The sequence below is a fragment of the Haloactinospora alba genome, assembly GCF_006717075.1.
GTDB lineage: Bacteria > Actinomycetota > Actinomycetes > Streptosporangiales > Streptosporangiaceae > Haloactinospora > Haloactinospora alba.
In genome coordinates this window covers 1,006,476-1,021,173 of sequence record NZ_VFQC01000001.1, presented here as the reverse complement: position 1 = coordinate 1,021,173, position 14,698 = coordinate 1,006,476, and the positions used below count along the sequence as shown (strand labels likewise).

13 protein-coding genes are annotated in these 14,698 nt (G+C 67.5%); 6 read left to right on the top strand and 7 right to left on the bottom strand.

Going from position 1 to position 14,698, the window contains the following annotated elements:
* Positions 1 to 79 precede the first annotated feature (79 nt).
* Genes FHX37_RS04700 through hrcA form a run of 3 tightly spaced genes read right to left on the bottom strand, consistent with a single transcriptional unit; the run spans position 80 to position 3,026 of the window.
* Complete coding sequence (locus tag FHX37_RS04700) at positions 80 to 823, bottom strand: 16S rRNA (uracil(1498)-N(3))-methyltransferase (RefSeq protein WP_141922334.1); 744 nt, start codon at positions 821 to 823, stop codon at positions 80 to 82.
* Between the two features lie 37 nt (positions 824 to 860).
* Positions 861 to 2,012 (bottom strand): molecular chaperone DnaJ, encoded by a 1,152-nt coding sequence (gene dnaJ, locus FHX37_RS04695; protein ID WP_141922333.1) that lies wholly within the window; start codon positions 2,010 to 2,012, stop codon positions 861 to 863.
* The gene (hrcA, locus tag FHX37_RS04690; RefSeq protein WP_141922332.1) at positions 2,013 to 3,026 is read right to left on the bottom strand and encodes a heat-inducible transcriptional repressor HrcA; all 1,014 of its coding nucleotides are present in this window, start codon (positions 3,024 to 3,026) and stop codon (positions 2,013 to 2,015) included.
* A 335-nt stretch (positions 3,027 to 3,361) separates the two neighbouring features.
* Here hrcA and FHX37_RS04685 point away from each other — a divergent pair, with 335 nt between their 5' ends.
* The 3 genes from FHX37_RS04685 (at position 3,362) to FHX37_RS04675 (ending at position 6,043) form a co-directional block, all read left to right on the top strand.
* Positions 3,362 to 4,204 (top strand): DUF3097 domain-containing protein, encoded by an 843-nt coding sequence (locus FHX37_RS04685; protein ID WP_141922331.1) that lies wholly within the window; start codon positions 3,362 to 3,364, stop codon positions 4,202 to 4,204.
* Between the two features lie 443 nt (positions 4,205 to 4,647).
* A complete protein-coding gene (locus FHX37_RS23440; protein ID WP_246062073.1) occupies positions 4,648 to 5,307 on the top strand; it encodes a DUF4870 domain-containing protein in 660 nt (219 codons plus the stop codon).
* 109 nt (positions 5,308 to 5,416) lie between these two features.
* Positions 5,417 to 6,043, top strand: a complete 627-nt coding sequence (locus FHX37_RS04675; RefSeq protein ID WP_141922330.1) for a DUF4870 domain-containing protein — start codon at positions 5,417 to 5,419, stop codon at positions 6,041 to 6,043.
* 14 nt (positions 6,044 to 6,057) lie between these two features.
* Here the strand turns inward: FHX37_RS04675 and hemW are convergent, their stop codons facing one another.
* From hemW to FHX37_RS04660, 3 genes are all read right to left on the bottom strand, one after another.
* Complete coding sequence (gene hemW / locus FHX37_RS04670) at positions 6,058 to 7,290, bottom strand: radical SAM family heme chaperone HemW (RefSeq protein ID WP_141922329.1); 1,233 nt, start codon at positions 7,288 to 7,290, stop codon at positions 6,058 to 6,060.
* Between the two features lie 36 nt (positions 7,291 to 7,326).
* Positions 7,327 to 7,980, bottom strand: coding sequence for an MOSC domain-containing protein (locus FHX37_RS04665; RefSeq protein WP_141922328.1), 654 nt, complete (start codon positions 7,978 to 7,980; stop codon positions 7,327 to 7,329).
* A 216-nt stretch (positions 7,981 to 8,196) separates the two neighbouring features.
* Positions 8,197 to 9,216 carry a LacI family DNA-binding transcriptional regulator gene (locus FHX37_RS04660; protein ID WP_211351744.1) on the bottom strand — a complete coding sequence of 340 codons (1,020 nt, stop codon included), beginning with the start codon at positions 9,214 to 9,216 and terminating at the stop codon, positions 8,197 to 8,199.
* Positions 9,217 to 9,317: 101 nt separating this feature from the next.
* Here FHX37_RS04660 and FHX37_RS04655 point away from each other — a divergent pair, with 101 nt between their 5' ends.
* Positions 9,318 to 10,940, top strand: coding sequence for a glycoside hydrolase family 13 protein (locus FHX37_RS04655; protein WP_141922327.1), 1,623 nt, complete (start codon positions 9,318 to 9,320; stop codon positions 10,938 to 10,940).
* A gap of 57 nt (positions 10,941 to 10,997) precedes the next feature.
* Here the strand turns inward: FHX37_RS04655 and lepA are convergent, their stop codons facing one another.
* The gene (gene lepA / locus FHX37_RS04650; protein ID WP_141922326.1) at positions 10,998 to 12,845 is read right to left on the bottom strand and encodes a translation elongation factor 4; all 1,848 of its coding nucleotides are present in this window, start codon (positions 12,843 to 12,845) and stop codon (positions 10,998 to 11,000) included.
* A 175-nt stretch (positions 12,846 to 13,020) separates the two neighbouring features.
* Between lepA and FHX37_RS04645 the strand changes: the two genes are divergently transcribed.
* Both FHX37_RS04645 and rpsT read left to right on the top strand, forming a co-directional pair.
* Positions 13,021 to 14,016, top strand: a complete 996-nt coding sequence (locus FHX37_RS04645) for a hypothetical protein (protein WP_141922325.1) — start codon at positions 13,021 to 13,023, stop codon at positions 14,014 to 14,016.
* 218 nt (positions 14,017 to 14,234) lie between these two features.
* Positions 14,235 to 14,507, top strand: a complete 273-nt coding sequence (gene rpsT, locus FHX37_RS04640; protein ID WP_141922324.1) for a 30S ribosomal protein S20 — start codon at positions 14,235 to 14,237, stop codon at positions 14,505 to 14,507.
* Positions 14,508 to 14,698 lie beyond the last annotated feature (191 nt).

The following is a 14,698-nucleotide window of genomic DNA, read 5'->3' as shown; positions in this document are numbered from 1 at the left end:
GTGCGCCTCTCCCGCCGACGGGCGGACGTGCGGCCTGGGGGTTTCCGTAGCGCGGGACACGGCAGCGCGGCGGCGAGGGTTACCAGCGCTCGCAGCGTGTCTGGAGGACGGAGAGCGCCGCCACCCCGGCCGTGGAGGTACGCAGCACCGTGGGGCCCAGTAGTGACCGCACCGCTCCGGCAGTGTCGAAGGTCCGCAGCTCAGTGTCGGTGAACCCTCCCTCGGGGCCGACCACGAGCACGATCCCACCGGACTCGGCACTGTCCCCGGGCACCACCAGCTCGGACAACCGGTGACCGGATTCCTCGTGCAGGACGATTCCGAGGCCGGAAGCGCTGATCAGGGAAGCTACCCCGTCCGTGGTCGCCGGTTCGGTCACCTCGGGTATGCGGCTGCGACGCGCCTGTTTGGCGGCTTCCCTCGCCGTGGCCCGCCACTTGCCCAACGCTTTGGGGACACGCTCGGGCTTCCATCGGGTCACGCACCGTTCGGCCGACCATGGGACGATCGTGTCCACACCGACCTCGGTCATGCTCTCGACGGCCAACTCTCCCCTGTCTCCCTTGGGCAGAGCCTGCACCACGGTCAGCCAGGGACACGGCACCGGGTCGGTCGCCCGCTCCTCGACCGCGCAGACCAGGGTGTCCTTGCCCACCTCGGTCACCATGCAACGAGCGCGCGTACCCGCACCGTCAGTGAGCTGCACCACGTCTCCGGCGGAGAGGCGACGTACCGTCGCAGCGTGTCGCCCCTCCGCGCCGGAGAGCACCACCCGTTCGGTGTCGAGCTCCCCGGCGCCAGTAACGAAGACCGGAGGTGTCACGCGTTCCCCTCTTGTTTCGCCACGTACCGCATCCCGACTACCGGGAACTGAACGCGCCGCGCAGTTTGGAGAAGAAGTTCCCGTGTCCGGGACTGAACTTGCCGGGCGGGTGGTCCTCGCCCCGCAGCTCGGCGAGCTTGCGCAGCAACGACTCCTGCTCCTCATCCAGCTTGGCGGGTGTTTCGACCTCGACCTGGATCTTGAGGTCACCACGTCCCCCACCGTCAAGGTGCCGGGTTCCGCGGTCCGGGAGCGTGATCACCCGCCCGGAGCTGGTGCCGGGACGCAGGTCGATCTCCTCGGTCCCGTCCAGCGTGTCGATCGTGAGCGAGGCGCCCAGCGCCGCCGCTGTCATCGGGACGGTCACGGTGCAGTGCAGGTCGTCCCCGTGACGTTCGAAGGTCGAGTGGGGACGCTGCACGATCTCCAGGAAGATGTCGCCGCGCGGCCCCCCGTTGGGGCCCACCTCACCCTCACCGGCGAGCTGGATCTGGGTTCCGTCCTCGACACCCGCGGGAATCTGCACCTTACGGGTGACTTTTTCCTGGACGCGACCCTCACCGGCGCAGTCGCCGCAGGGGTTGGTGATGATGCTTCCCTGCCCGGAGCACTGTGGACAGGGACGTGTGGTCATGACCTGGCCAAGGAAGGACCGAGCCACCTGGGACACCTCGCCACGTCCCTGGCACATGTCACACGTGTGGCGCTTACTTCCCTTGGCCGCGCCCTCACCCTGACAGGTGTCGCACAGGATCGCCGTGGGGAACGTCACGTCCTTCGTGACACCGAACGCCGTCTCCGCAAGGTCGAGTTCGACACGCACCTTGATGCTGCGTCCACGGCGGCTGCGCTCGCGGGGGCCGCGGCCTCCGCCCGCCTGTCCACCGAAGAAGGCGTTCATGATGTCGTCGAAGGGGAAGCCCGACGCGCCGAAGCCGCCGGCCGAGCCGCCGCCTCCGCCCCCGGAGGGAGCGAACGGGTCGGCGCCCATGTCGAACATCCGACGCTTGTTCTCGTCGGAGAGAACTTCGTAAGCCTGGGTTACTTCTTTGAAGCGGTCCTGTGTTTCCGAGTCGTCGGGATTGACATCCGGATGCAACTCACGGGCAAGGCGCCGGTACGCCTTCTTGATCTCATCCTGGGTCGCGTCCCGACGCACACCGAGGATCTCGTAATAATCTCTGGCCACTTACTGCCCCGCCAAAATCGAACCGACATACCGAGCCACAGCGCGTACTGCTCCCATCGTTCCGGGGTAGTCCATCCGGGTAGGGCCGACCACGCCGAGCTTGGCAAGCGACTGGTCCCCAGCCCCGTATCCTGCGGAAACGATCGAAGTGGACCTCAGCCCTTCGTGGGAGTTCTCCGCGCCGATGCGTACCGTTAGCATGGACGGATCACCTGCCTCACCGAGCAAACGGATGAGGACCACGTTTTCTTCCAGCGCCTCCAGTACCTCCCGCAGGCTAGCTGAAAAGTCCATCCCTGCGAGATTGGACGTTCCTCCGAGCACCACCTTCTCGTCGCGTTTCTCCACGACGCTCTCCAGCAACTCGGACAGCACTGATGCGGTCATCGGCCGGTCGTCTGGGGGCATCTGCGAGGGAAGCTCAGTCACAGCTGACGGAACGTCCTCTAACCATCTACCCGCCAGGGCCCGGTTCAATACGTGGCCCAGGTTCTCCACGGCCTCTTCCGAGACCTGCTCGGCTCCGTCGACCACCCGCTGCTCCACCCGACCAGTGTCGGTGATGAGCACCATCATCACCCGCTGGTTCCCGAGCGGGACGAGCTCTACGTGCTGCACCGCCGACCGGGTCAGGGAAGGGTACTGAACGATCGCGACCTGCTGGGTGAGCTGGGCGAGCAACCGCACGGTACGCCCAACGATCTCGTCCAGGTCGACGGTTCCGCTCAGGAACGACTCGATCGCACGCCGCTCCGCCACGGACAACGGTTTCACCGTGGACAGGCGATCCACGAACAGACGGTACCCCTTGTCTGTCGGGATCCGTCCCGCACTGGTATGCGGTTGGGCGATATATCCCTCTTCCTCGAGAGCGACCATCTCGTTACGTATCGTCGCCGAGGAAACCCCGAGGCTGTACCGGTCGGCGAGTGCCTTCGAGCCTACTGGCTCGTTCGTAGCCACGTAGTCCTCGACGATGGCACGCAGAACCGCGAGTTTGCGGTCGTCGAGCACGCGCTCACCTCCTGGCACTCTATCGTCTCAAGTGCTAATTCTATGTTGCTGTGCAAAGCCGACGCTGCCCAGGGCGGCTCTCCCGGCCCTCGGGGCAGGACAGCGGACCCCGCGGCGTTCCCGGTTGCCGCGGGAACACCCGTCAGTACGGGCCCGTGTCCGGTCTTTCCCACTGTCCGTTCCCGTTCCCGCCCGGGTGCCATTGCCATACGACGGGCACGGCCGCAACCCCGCTGACACGCGGGCGGGAGGAACCCCGCCTACCAGCGGGACACACGTGTCTCTTCTCATTCATCGCCCGCCGACAACGGCTGTGTTCAGTAGAATCCGCGGCTGTGCGCACGAATCCGGGAAAGAACTATGGCAGCGACGTTCTGGCGGGGGAATGGCGGCGCCCCCGCAGGGGGAGTGTTCCCGAGATCCCCGCCGAGCAGGGGCTGGTCGTCGAGACAGCCGACGAACGGTTCTGCGGTGCCATTGTCGGCTGGGACAAGAACACTGTCACCGTGGAGGACCGGCACGGTAGACAGCGGGTGTTCGACCTGGCCCCCGCGGCCTTCCTGATGGACGGCCGCCCGGTCACGGTGGTCCACCCCGCCCCGGAGGCCACTGGTCCCGCACGCAGCGCCTCGGGGTCACTCGCTGTTCCGAGCGCCCGAGCCCGCGTTGCCAGGGAGAGCCGGATCTACGTGGAGGGTGTGCACGACGCCGAGCTGGTGGAGAGGGTCTGGGGACACGACCTGCGGGTCGAGGGCGTGGTCGTGGAGTATCTGGAAGGGATCGACCACCTTCCCGCGGTGATCGACGAGTTCGCTCCGTCTCCGCAACGGCGGCTTGGTGTTCTTGTGGACCACCTCGTTCCCGGGTCGAAGGAAAGCGCGATCGCCGAGCAGACCCGTTCCGAGCATGTCCTGGTCACGGGCCACCCCTTCGTCGACGTCTGGCAGGCGGTGAAGCCGTCCTCACTGGGAATCAGCGCGTGGCCCGAGGTACCGCGTGGAGTTCCGTGGAAAGAGGGGGTACTCAACGCCCTGGGTTGGGACACGGACCCCCCGACGGCGTGGCGGCGTATTCTCGCCTCGGTACGATCCTTCGCGGATGTGGAACCTGAGCTTCTGGGGCGCGTCGAAGAACTGATTGATTTCGTCACCGATCTCCCAGCGGAGGGGGAGCAGTAGTCTCAGCTGCGAGAAGGGCACTGGTCCGTGCCATGATTCACCCGACGGTTCCGGCATGGTCACGCGGCGCTGGCACCGTGGGTCCTCGTGCGGGGACCGGAGGGACCGCCGGTGGCCTGGTCAGCCGCACACGTCGGTCGTAACCGTTGTGAGCCGCCGGGAAGGGAGGGACCGGTGGAGCCGTTCCAGCCGGCGCGATCCCCGAGCCGAAAGTGTTCTCCCCTCGTCCACCGGTACGTGCTCTGCCCACGGTCACCGCTTGTACCGTCGACAGTCCGGACGACTTCGTCCACACTGCCAGAAAGGAGAAGGGCGTTCCCTCCCCGCCGTGCGCAGCTCGGCCTCACGCCCCGAAACGCTGATGAGTGAGACCCCACCGAACCAACCGCCGCCACAGGAACCGCCCGCCAACGGACATCCCGCTCCCGGCCCGCAACAGCCCGGTGGATATCCGGACCACACGCGGTCGGGGTCCGGGGGGCAGCCGGGGCAGGGCCCTTCCCCGCAACAGCCTCCGCAGGGCTACCAACAACCCGCCCCCAACCACCCGGGGGGGCGCCTACCCGCCACAATCGCCACAGGGCTACGGGCAACCCAGCGGCGGGCAGTACCCGCAACAGCCGCCGCAGGGCTACGGACAACAGCCCGCTCCCAACTATCCGGGAGGCGAGCAGTACGGTTACCCACCACAGCCACCACAGGGCTACGGGCAACCCAGCGGCGGGGCTCCCGCGCCCCAACAGGCGGGAACCGCCGAGGACCCCACCTGGGCCATGCTCGCTCACCTCTCCGGTGTGATCCTGGCGTGCCTGGGATGGTTGCCGGCGCTCGTCGTGTACGCGGCCCGGAAGAACCAGTCGGGCTTCATCCGGAGCCACGCGAGCGAAGCGCTCAACTTCCAGCTCACGCTACTCATCCCCTACGTCCTCTCCACGGTCGTCTACCTCTGGCTCGGAATGTACTTTCCGGACATCTCCTGGATCGGCTCCGTACTCATCGCGGTGTTCTGGGTGCTGTCCATCCTGTTCGGGGTTCTCGCTGCTGTCAGCGCCAACAGGGGGAAGTGGTACCGCTACCCGGTGGCGATCCGAATGGTGAGATAGCTCCCCGCCGCCCAGTGCGGTCGGGGCGGATCAGCCGTGCCGGCGATGTCGGCACGGTGGACCACAGTCCGGTGCTGTGCTCCAGCGCCACGGTTGAAGGAGGAAACACATGGGTTACCCGAACCCCCCGAACTCGCCATACGGGGGGCATGGCGACCAGAACCAGTACCCGGGCGGTTACGCTCCGCCACCGGGAGGGGATCCCGGTTACGGTTCCGGACCGCAGCCCAGCCAGGGTGGTTGGCCGGCTCCCCCACCCTCGGGCCCGCAACAGCCCTATCCGCAGCAGGGACAGCCGGGGCAGTACCAGCAGCAGCCCGGACAGTATCCCGGCCAGTATCAGCAGCCCGGGCAGTACCCGATGCAGTACCAGCAGCCCGGCCAATACCAGTACCAGCAGCAGCCCGGTGGGATGCCCTCCTCGGACGATCGCACGATGGCACTGCTCGCGCACCTCGGCGGCCTGCTGTTCTCCCTGCTCGTTCCGCTGGTGCTCTACCTGGTGAAGAAGGACGAGTCACAGTACATCAAGCACCAGGCGGCCCAGGCGTTCAACTTCAGCGCCACCGTCCTGATCGGCTACTTCGTCTCCGGGTTGCTGTCGATCGTCCTCATCGGCCTCGTGCTGCTCCCGATCGTCATGATCGTCCACCTCGTTTTCGCGATCCTCGCCGCGATGGCGGCGAACAAGGGCGAGTGGTACAAGTACCCGATCGCCATCCCGATGCTGAGCTGAGTGTGGGAAGCCCGTCAGGTCAGTTCACGAACAACGGCGTCCGCCAGTAGCCGTCCCTGCCGGGTGAGCACGGCACGGCCCCGCGCGTGCGCCTGCGGGTCCAACAACCCGTCGTCGACCGCACGGGCCGCCGCCGCTCGCCCGGCGCTCTCCAGCAGGTCCAGGGGGCAGCCTTCGGCGATGCGCAGTTCCAACAGGATCCGCTCGAAGCGCTGCTCCTCCTCGCTGAGGACCTCCCGTGCCTGGCCGGGGCTACGGTTGCCGGCGAGCCGGGAGGCGTAGGCCGCGGGATGCTTCACGTTCCACCACCGGGTTCCTCCCACGTGGCTGTGCGCACCCGGCCCCACACCCCACCAGTCCCCTCCGGTCCAGTACAGCCGGTTGTGCCTGCTCCGCCCCGAGGTGCCGTGCGCCCAGTTGGACACCTCGTAGGGCTGCAGGCCGTGCTCGGTGAGAAGTGAGTCGGCCGTGAGGTAGCGGTCGGCCAGTGTGTCCTCGTCAGTGGGCGAGATCTCGCCGCGCCGCACGCGCGCCGCCAACCGGGTCCCCTCCTCGATGATGAGGGAGTAGGCGGAGACGTGGTCGGGGCCGGCGGCGAGTGCCGCGCGCAGGGACTGCCGCCAGTCCTCGTCACTCTCCCCGGGAGTCCCGTAGATCAGGTCCAGATTGACGTGCTCGAACCCCGCGTCGCGCGCCCATCCGACACAGGTCTGCGGGCGCCCCGGAGTGTGGGTGCGGTCCAGCACCTCCAGAACGTGGGGTTGGGAGCTCTGCATACCGAACGAGACCCGGTTGAAACCGGATTCCCGCAGCCGGGACAGGTACTCGGGGGTGACGGTCTCCGGGTTCGCCTCCGTGGTGACCTCCGCGTCGTCCCGCAGCCCGAACTCGGCGTCGACCGTGGCCACAATCCGGCCGAGGTCGGCCGCGGGCAGCAGCGTTGGGGTGCCGCCGCCGACGAACACCGTACTTACCGGGATCTCGGCCTTCCCGAGTACCTCGCGCGCGAAGCGGATCTCGGCGGCGGCGAGGTCGGCGTACGTCTCACGCGAGGCGGTCGCACTCCCGTCCGCGGAACGCAGCTCCTCCGCGGTGTAGGTGTTGAAGTCGCAGTAACCGCACCGGGTGACGCAGAAGGGGACGTGCACGTACACGCCGAACGGTCGTTCCCCGACCCCGGCGAGCGAGCGTTCGGGCAGGGCACCGTCTTCGGGTACGGGATCGCCGTCCATGGCAACGTTGGGCATACTTCTCAGTGTGGTCCATGCTGGCCACCGCCTCGGTCAGCCGTTCGAGAGCTGTCTCTCCAGCTGGGCGGCCGTGCGTTCCCAGGAGGGCGAGCGGCCGGGGATCCGCAGCACGCGGCGCAGCAGGTCGAGGTCGCGCTCGTAGTAGGCGCGGAAGGCCGCCATCACGGTTATCCCGTGCGCGGGACGGTGTACCACGGTGACCCCGTCCCCGGCGGCGAGGCTCCCCTCCTCGAGCACCCGCAGGTAGACACCCGTCCGTCCCTCCTCGGTGAACCGTTTGGTCCATCCCGCTTCCGCCAGCCATGCCTGGAAGACACCGCACGGTGTCCGAGGGAGTGTGGCCTCCAGCAGAACGGTGCCGACGCGCCACCGCTCACCGATCAGAGCAGCGTTGACGTCGAGGCCGGCTGTGGTGAGGTTCTCTCCGAAGGCACCGTCCCCGAGCCTGCGACCGAGCCGCTCCTCCCACCGGTCGAGCCCCTCGCGGGGATAGGCGTAGACCGCCTGGTCCCGTCCGCCGTGGTGCTCGAGGTCGGCCTGGGAGTCACCCGCGACTCCCTCCTCATACACACCGACGCGGCCTGTCACGGGGGTCTTGTCGATAGCGGTGCGTTTCAGCCGTCCCGCCCAGGCCGCCTCGGCCACCCGGCCAACGTTCACCGACCGCACGACGCTTGGTGGAGCCATGGCGCAAGGGTACGGTGCCGCAGTCCCGGGCGGGAAACGAATTCTTCCGTCCCGGCTAGTCCTGTTTTCGGACGCTTGTCCTGCTGCGCGCCGCCCCGGCACCCCGCCCGGCGGCGTTCCCGCCGGGCGGCGGAGGGTCCGCTCCGCCTCCCTGACCGGCCGTGCCGGGCGGCACCGGAGACGCCGCTCGCGGCGAACAGCGTCTGGGAACAGGCTCTAGGCGGCCTCCTCCGGGACCGCTCCGGTGGAACCGCGCACCACCAGTTCCGGGTCGAAGAGGTACTCCGCGCGGGCGCTGTTGGTGGCGTGGCCGTCGATCCCGTCACACAGCGCGCTGACGGCCGCCAGCGCCATCGACTGCACCGGTTGGCGGACAGTGGTCAGCGGCGGGTCCGTGAACGCCACGAGCTGGGAGTCGTCATAGCCAACCGCCGAGAAGTCCTCCGGAACGGACATCCCGCGCTGGCGTGCGGCACGGATCGCACCCAGCGCCATCATGTCGGATCCGCACACCATCGCGGTGGCGCCCCGCTCCAGTAGCCGGGCGGTCGCCGCCTGTCCGCCCTCTACCCCGAACAGGGACAGTTCCACCATGTCCGTGTCGGACAGGCCGTTGCGTTCCATGGCCGCGTGGTATCCGGCGAGCTTGCGGCGTACCGGTACGTAACGCTCCGGGCCGCTTGTGAAACCGATGCGGGTATGGCCCAGTGCGGCGAGGTGGTTGACCGCCAGTTCTCCCGCCTGCCGGTCGTCGCACGATATGAACACCGCCGGAACATCGTCGCTGTAGCCGTTGACCAGGACGATCGGCAGTCCCTGCGCCGCCAGTCTCCGATAGCGGTCGTGGTCGGCGTTCGTGTCGGCGTGGAGCCCGGATACGAAGATGATCCCGGATACGTTGCGTTCCAGCAGCAGCTCGACGTACTCGTCCTCGACGACACCGCCGGGGGTCTGGGTGCAGAGCACGGGGGTATAACCGTGCCGTGCCAACGCGCTCTCGGCGGCTTGGGCGAACATCGGGAAGACGGGGTTCTCCAGTTCGGGAACGACCATTCCGACGAGTCCGGCGGAACGTTTGCGTAACCGTGCGGGGCGCTCGTAGCCAAGCATGTCCAGGGCGGTCAACACGGCTTTGCGCGTTTCCATCCCCACACCGGGCTTGTCGTTGAGCACCCGGGAAACCGTCGCTTCGCTCACACCCGCGTGCTGTGCGAGATCGGCCAGTCGTGGACCCATGGGAGTACCCTATTCCACTTCCTTCGACACAGTTGTTGCAAATTATGGGTAATCTTGCGCAAGAAATTTCATAGCGCCCGTGAGGTCGCAGGAGGACGTTCATGTCGTTACCAACCGCAGCAGCAACCGCACCGCAGCAGGGGTGGTGGCGCGACGCCGTCATCTACCAGATCTACGTCCGCAGCTTCGCCGATGCCAACGGTGACGGTGAGGGGGATCTTCGCGGCGTCCGTCAGCGCCTCCCCGAGCTCGCCTCCCTCGGCGTGGACGCCATCTGGCTGACCCCGTTCTACGTGTCCCCACTGGCCGACGGCGGCTACGACGTCGCCGACTACCGGGACGTGGACCCCCGCTTCGGCACCCTCGCCGACGCCGACGCCCTCCTGGCGTCAGCCCATGACCTCGGCCTTCGGGTCATCGTCGACATCGTCCCCAACCACACCTCCTCCTCCCACCCCTGGTTCCGGGCGGCGGTCGACGCCGAGCCGGGAAGCCCCGAGCGCGCCCGCTACATCTTCCGTCCCGGTACCGGCCCCCACGGTGAACATCCCCCGAACAACTGGCGCTCGATCTTCGGTGGCCCCGCCTGGACCCGGCTGCGGCGGTCCGACGGGACCCCTGACGAGTGGTACCTGCACCTGTTCGACTCCCAACAGCCCGACCTCGACTGGTCCAATCCCGAGGTCCGGCAGGAGTTCGACGATGTGCTGCGGTTCTGGCTGGACCGCGGTGTGGACGGTTTCCGGATCGACGTCGCCCACGGCCTGGTCAAGGACCCCGCCCTTCCCGACATCGCACCGGACCAGCAGGCCGACCTGCTCGACAGCGAGACCGCGCTCCCCTACTTCGACCAGGACGGTGTGCACGACATCTACCGGCACTGGCGCTCACTCGTCGCCTCCTACCCCGGACAGCGCGCCCTGGTGGCCGAGGCGTGGGTGAACGACGCCCGTCGGGTCGCCCGCTACCTCCGCCCGGACGAGCTCCACCAGGCGTTCAACTTCGAGTACCTGACCGCGCCGTGGGACGCGACGGCGCTGCGCCGTGTCATCGACGCCTCGTTGGAGGCCAACGGTGAGGTGGGCGCCACGACCACCTGGGTTCTCTCCAACCACGACGTGACCCGGCACGTCACCCGTTTCGGCGGTGGCACGACGGGACTGCGCCGGGCGCGGGCGGCGATCCTCCTGACGCTGGCCCTACCGGGATCGACCTATCTGTACCAGGGGGAGGAACTGGGGCTTCCCGAGGTCACCGACCTTCCCGACGAGAGCCGGCAGGACCCCACCTGGCACCGTTCCGGCGGTTCCCAGCAGGGTCGCGACGGGTGCCGCGTCCCGATCCCGTGGGAGGGGACGTCTCCCCCGTTCGGTTTCAGTCCGGACGGCGCGCGGCCGTGGCTTCCCGTACCCGGCGAGTGGGCGGAACTCAGCCGGGCAGCGCAGCGGGACGATCCCGCCTCGACGCTCTCGCTGTACACCAGCGCGCTGCACACGCGCCGCAGGCTCCCCGCGCTCGGTGCCGGTGAGCTGACCTGGACGGCGTCCCCGGCGGGAGTGTTGGATTTCCAGCGCGCGCCCGGTTTCCGGTGCGCCGTCAACCTCTCCGCAGCTCCGGTCGAGCTGGAATCCCGCGGGGACGTCGTGCTCTCCAGCGCCGGGATCACCACCGGGGAGGGAACGGTCACCCTTCCCCCGGACACCGCGGTCTGGCTGCGGAGCTAGCTCGCACGAGCGGCCCGCACGGTTCCGGTCCCCGTCACGGCGCGGGGACCGGGCACCTCACTTCTTCTTGGAGTCCTTCTCCTGTTCGCTGCCCTCGTCGGTGGACAGCGCCGAGATGAAGGCCTCCTGGGGGATGTCGACCCGCCCCACGGTCTTCATCTTCTTCTTGCCTTCCTTCTGGCGTTCCAGCAGCTTGCGCTTACGGGTGATGTCGCCGCCGTAACACTTGGACAGGACGTCCTTGCGCATGGCGCGGATGGTCTCCCGGGCGATGATCTTGGAGCCGATGGCGGCCTGGACCGGGACCTCGAACTGCTGACGCGGGATGAGTTCACGCAGTTTCTTGGCCATCTCCGCGCCGTAGGAGTAGGCCTTGTCCTTGTGCACGATCGCGGAGAACGCGTCCACGATCTCCCCCTGCAACAGGATGTCCACCTTGACCAGGCTGGAGATCTGTTCCCCGGAGGACTCGTAGTCCAGGGACGCATACCCCTTGGTCTTGGACTTCAGCTGGTCGTAGAAGTCGAACACGATCTCGGCGAGTGGCAGGGTGTAGCGCATCTCCACCCGGTCCTCGGAGAGGTAGTCCATGCCGTCCAGGGTGCCCCGCCGCCCCTGGCACAGCTCCATGATGGGACCCACGAAGTCCGCCGGCGTCAACAGGGTCGCCTTGATGACGGGCTCGTGTATCTCTCCGACTTTGCCCTCGGGGAACTCACTGGGGTTGGTGACGGTGACCTCGGTACCGTCCTCCATGAACACCTGGTAGACCACGTTGGGAGCGGTGGATATCAGGTCGAGTCCGTACTCCCGCTCCAGACGCGCCCTGGTGATCTCCAGGTGCAGCAACCCGAGGAAACCGCACCGGAAACCGAAGCCCAGTGCCCCCGAGTTCTCCGCCTCGAACGTCAGCGCCGCATCGTTGAGCTGGAGTTTCTCCAGCGCGTCGCGCAGCACCGGGTAGTCGCTGCCGTCGATCGGGTAGAGACCGGAGAACACCATGGGTTTGGGGTCCTGGTACCCCGGCAGCATCTCGTCGGCGCCGTTGCTGGCCGTGGTGATGGTGTCGCCCACCCGCGACTGGCGGACGTTCTTCACCCCGGTGATGATGTAGCCGACCTCTCCGACCCCGAGGCCGTCCACCCGGGTGGGCTCCGGTGAGATGATGCCCACTTCCAGCGTCTCGTGGGCGGCGCCGCTCGACATCATCTTGATACGTTCCCGGCTTCCGATCCTGCCGTCCACCACCCGGATGTAGGTGATGACCCCCCGGTAGGTGTCGTAGACCGAGTCGAAGATCATCGCCCGTGCCGGAGCGTCGGCCGCTCCCACCGGCGGCGGGACGGTCCGCACGATCTCGTTGAGGACCTCCTCGATGCCGTCCCCGGTCTTCGCGCTCACCCGCAGCACGTCCGAGGGGTCGCAGCCGATGATCCCGGCCAGCTCGGCAGCGTACTTCTCCGGTTGCGCGGCGGGGAGGTCGATCTTGTTCAGCACGGGGATGATCGCGAGGTCGTGCTCCAACGCCAGGTAGAGGTTGGCCAGCGTCTGCGCCTCGATCCCCTGGGCAGCGTCCACCAACAGGATGGCGCCCTCACACGCGGCGAGCGAGCGGGACACCTCGTAGCTGAAATCGACGTGACCGGGTGTGTCGATCAGGTTGAGGTAGTACGTCTGGTCGTCAAGGGCGGTGAACGGCAACCGGACCGCCTGCGACTTGATGGTGATACCGCGCTCGCGCTCGATATCCATCCGGTCCAGGTACTGCTCACGCATGCGCCGGTTCTCGACCACGCCAGTCAACTGGAGCATCCGGTCGGCCAGTGTCGACTTGCCATGATCGATGTGCGCGATGATGCAGAAGTTGCGAATCAGCGCGGGATCGGTCGCGTTTGGCTGTGGCACCGTGCTCCGTTCACATAACACTCGGCGGGCTAGGGTCGCTGCGGTCCCGTGTGGTGCAACGACCACAACGGTCGTCTCCCATGATCCCATGCTCTCCTCGCCCACGTTGCGGCAGTGGAGAGAATGGGACGTGCCACATCAGGCTATGTGACACTCGAACGGACAGGGGACACTGGTGAAATGGCTGCTGAAGCGCATCCTCGCGGGATTCGCAGCTCTCGTCATCGTAGCGGCGGGAGCGGGAGTACTGCTGTGGACCCAGTTCCTGGGAGAGACAGAGCCATGGGCCGTGTCCCAGGGAAACAACGCGGCGTGGCTCAGTGGCGCCTGGGTGTCGGGCGAGCGCAGCCGTGACGACTTCGCCGACCTCCTGCCGCGGATCCGCGAGGGGGAGATCGGCGAACTCTACGTCCACGTGGGGGAGCTCACCCCCGAGGGGGAGCTTCCGCCGGGGAACTACGCGCGGGCGGAGGAGTTTCTGGCATGGACCGAGCAGGAGATTCCGGACGTGGATGTCCTGGGCTGGGTGAGCCGCACCGCGGACAGCTCGTCCATGACCGAGGACCGTTTCACCCCGCAGCAACGTGCCGCGGTCGCCCGTTCCGCCGCCGAGGTACACGACACCGGGTTCGACGGCGTGCATCTCGCGGTACGGCCGGTCACCACCAACGACCCCAGCCTTCCCGACACCGTCGAACGGGTACGCCGCGAGATCGGCGACGACGCCACCCTCTCGGTGCAGGCACAGCACGTGGAGCTGCTCACCGGCATCCGCCTCCCCGCTTTCGCGCTCTCCCGCTCGGAGCGGTTCTGGTCCACCGGCTACGTGAAGCGGGTGTCCGAGCACGCCGACACGGTCGTCCTACCCGGGCACGGGACCGGGATGCCGACCTCCCAGCTCTACGGGGGGTTCATGGTGCGCCAGGTCGAGGAGTCGCTGGAGACGTTGGAGGAGGGTGACACCGCACTGCGTTTCGGTGCCCCCTCCTACAGCGAGGAGCGGTGGGGGGATGCCTCCGCCGCCGAGAACGTGGGCACGGCCGCGGAGGCTGTCCGTGTCGGCATGAGCAGCTACGGCGAACGCGACGACGTCGGCCTGGCGCTCTACGTGCTCGATGACACCGGTGACGAGGACTGGGAAACCTTCGTCGACACGTGGGTGGATCCCTGAGGCGTGGCGGAACGGCCAGGCGGGTGGGACCAACCACTGTCCGGCTCGAGGCATAATGGAAGTCCGTGTCTCGAACGTTCCACGTTCGGTTTGAGCCCTTGGTCTCATACATGTGCGCGCCGACGAGCACAGGGCCTGTCCGCGTATCGGCTGCACGCGGAACGGGCACCCGGGCCGTCGGGGCGGTGATCGAATAGTTATCTGGAGCACGTTTCCGCATGCCCAACATCAAGCAGCAGATTAAGCGCGATCGGCAGAACAAAGAGCGTCACATGCGGAACAAGGCGGTGAAGTCGTCGCTGAAGACGGCGATCCGCAAGTTCCGCCGGGCCGCCGATGCCGGGGATGTCGAACGCGCCACCGCTCTGCAGCGTTCCGCTGCGCGCCAGCTTGACAAGGCCGTTAGCAAGGGCGTTATCCACAAGAACCAGGCGGCCAACCGGAAGAGCGGCATCGCCAAGCGTCTGGAGAAGCTGCAGAGCACCAAGTGAGGTGTTCTCCACCATCGCTGCGGACGATCGGTCGGTAACGGCGGCCGCGAGCCGTGGGACAGCGCCCCGCCCCTTCCACCACGAGTGGATCGGGCGGGGCGCTGTCTGCGTTCCGGCCCAGCCGTGCGCCGGTTTCCCGGCTCTGGGTGGCGGGTGCCCGGAAGCGGCGTGTCCGTACCGGAAACGGTTAC

Excerpts from the sequence above, each read along its gene's own strand:
- FHX37_RS04675 (WP_141922330.1), top strand. The coding sequence starts at position 5,417 with ATGGGTTACCCGAACCCCCCGAACTCGCCATACGGGGGGCATGGCGAC.
- hemW (WP_141922329.1), bottom strand. The coding sequence starts at position 7,290 with ATGCCCAACGTTGCCATGGACGGCGATCCCGTACCCGAAGACGGTGCC.
- FHX37_RS04665 (WP_141922328.1), bottom strand. The coding sequence starts at position 7,980 with ATGGCTCCACCAAGCGTCGTGCGGTCGGTGAACGTTGGCCGGGTGGCC.
- FHX37_RS04660 (WP_211351744.1), bottom strand. The coding sequence starts at position 9,216 with ATGGGTCCACGACTGGCCGATCTCGCACAGCACGCGGGTGTGAGCGAA.
- FHX37_RS04655 (WP_141922327.1), top strand. The coding sequence starts at position 9,318 with ATGTCGTTACCAACCGCAGCAGCAACCGCACCGCAGCAGGGGTGGTGG.
- rpsT (WP_141922324.1), top strand. The coding sequence starts at position 14,235 with ATGCCCAACATCAAGCAGCAGATTAAGCGCGATCGGCAGAACAAAGAG.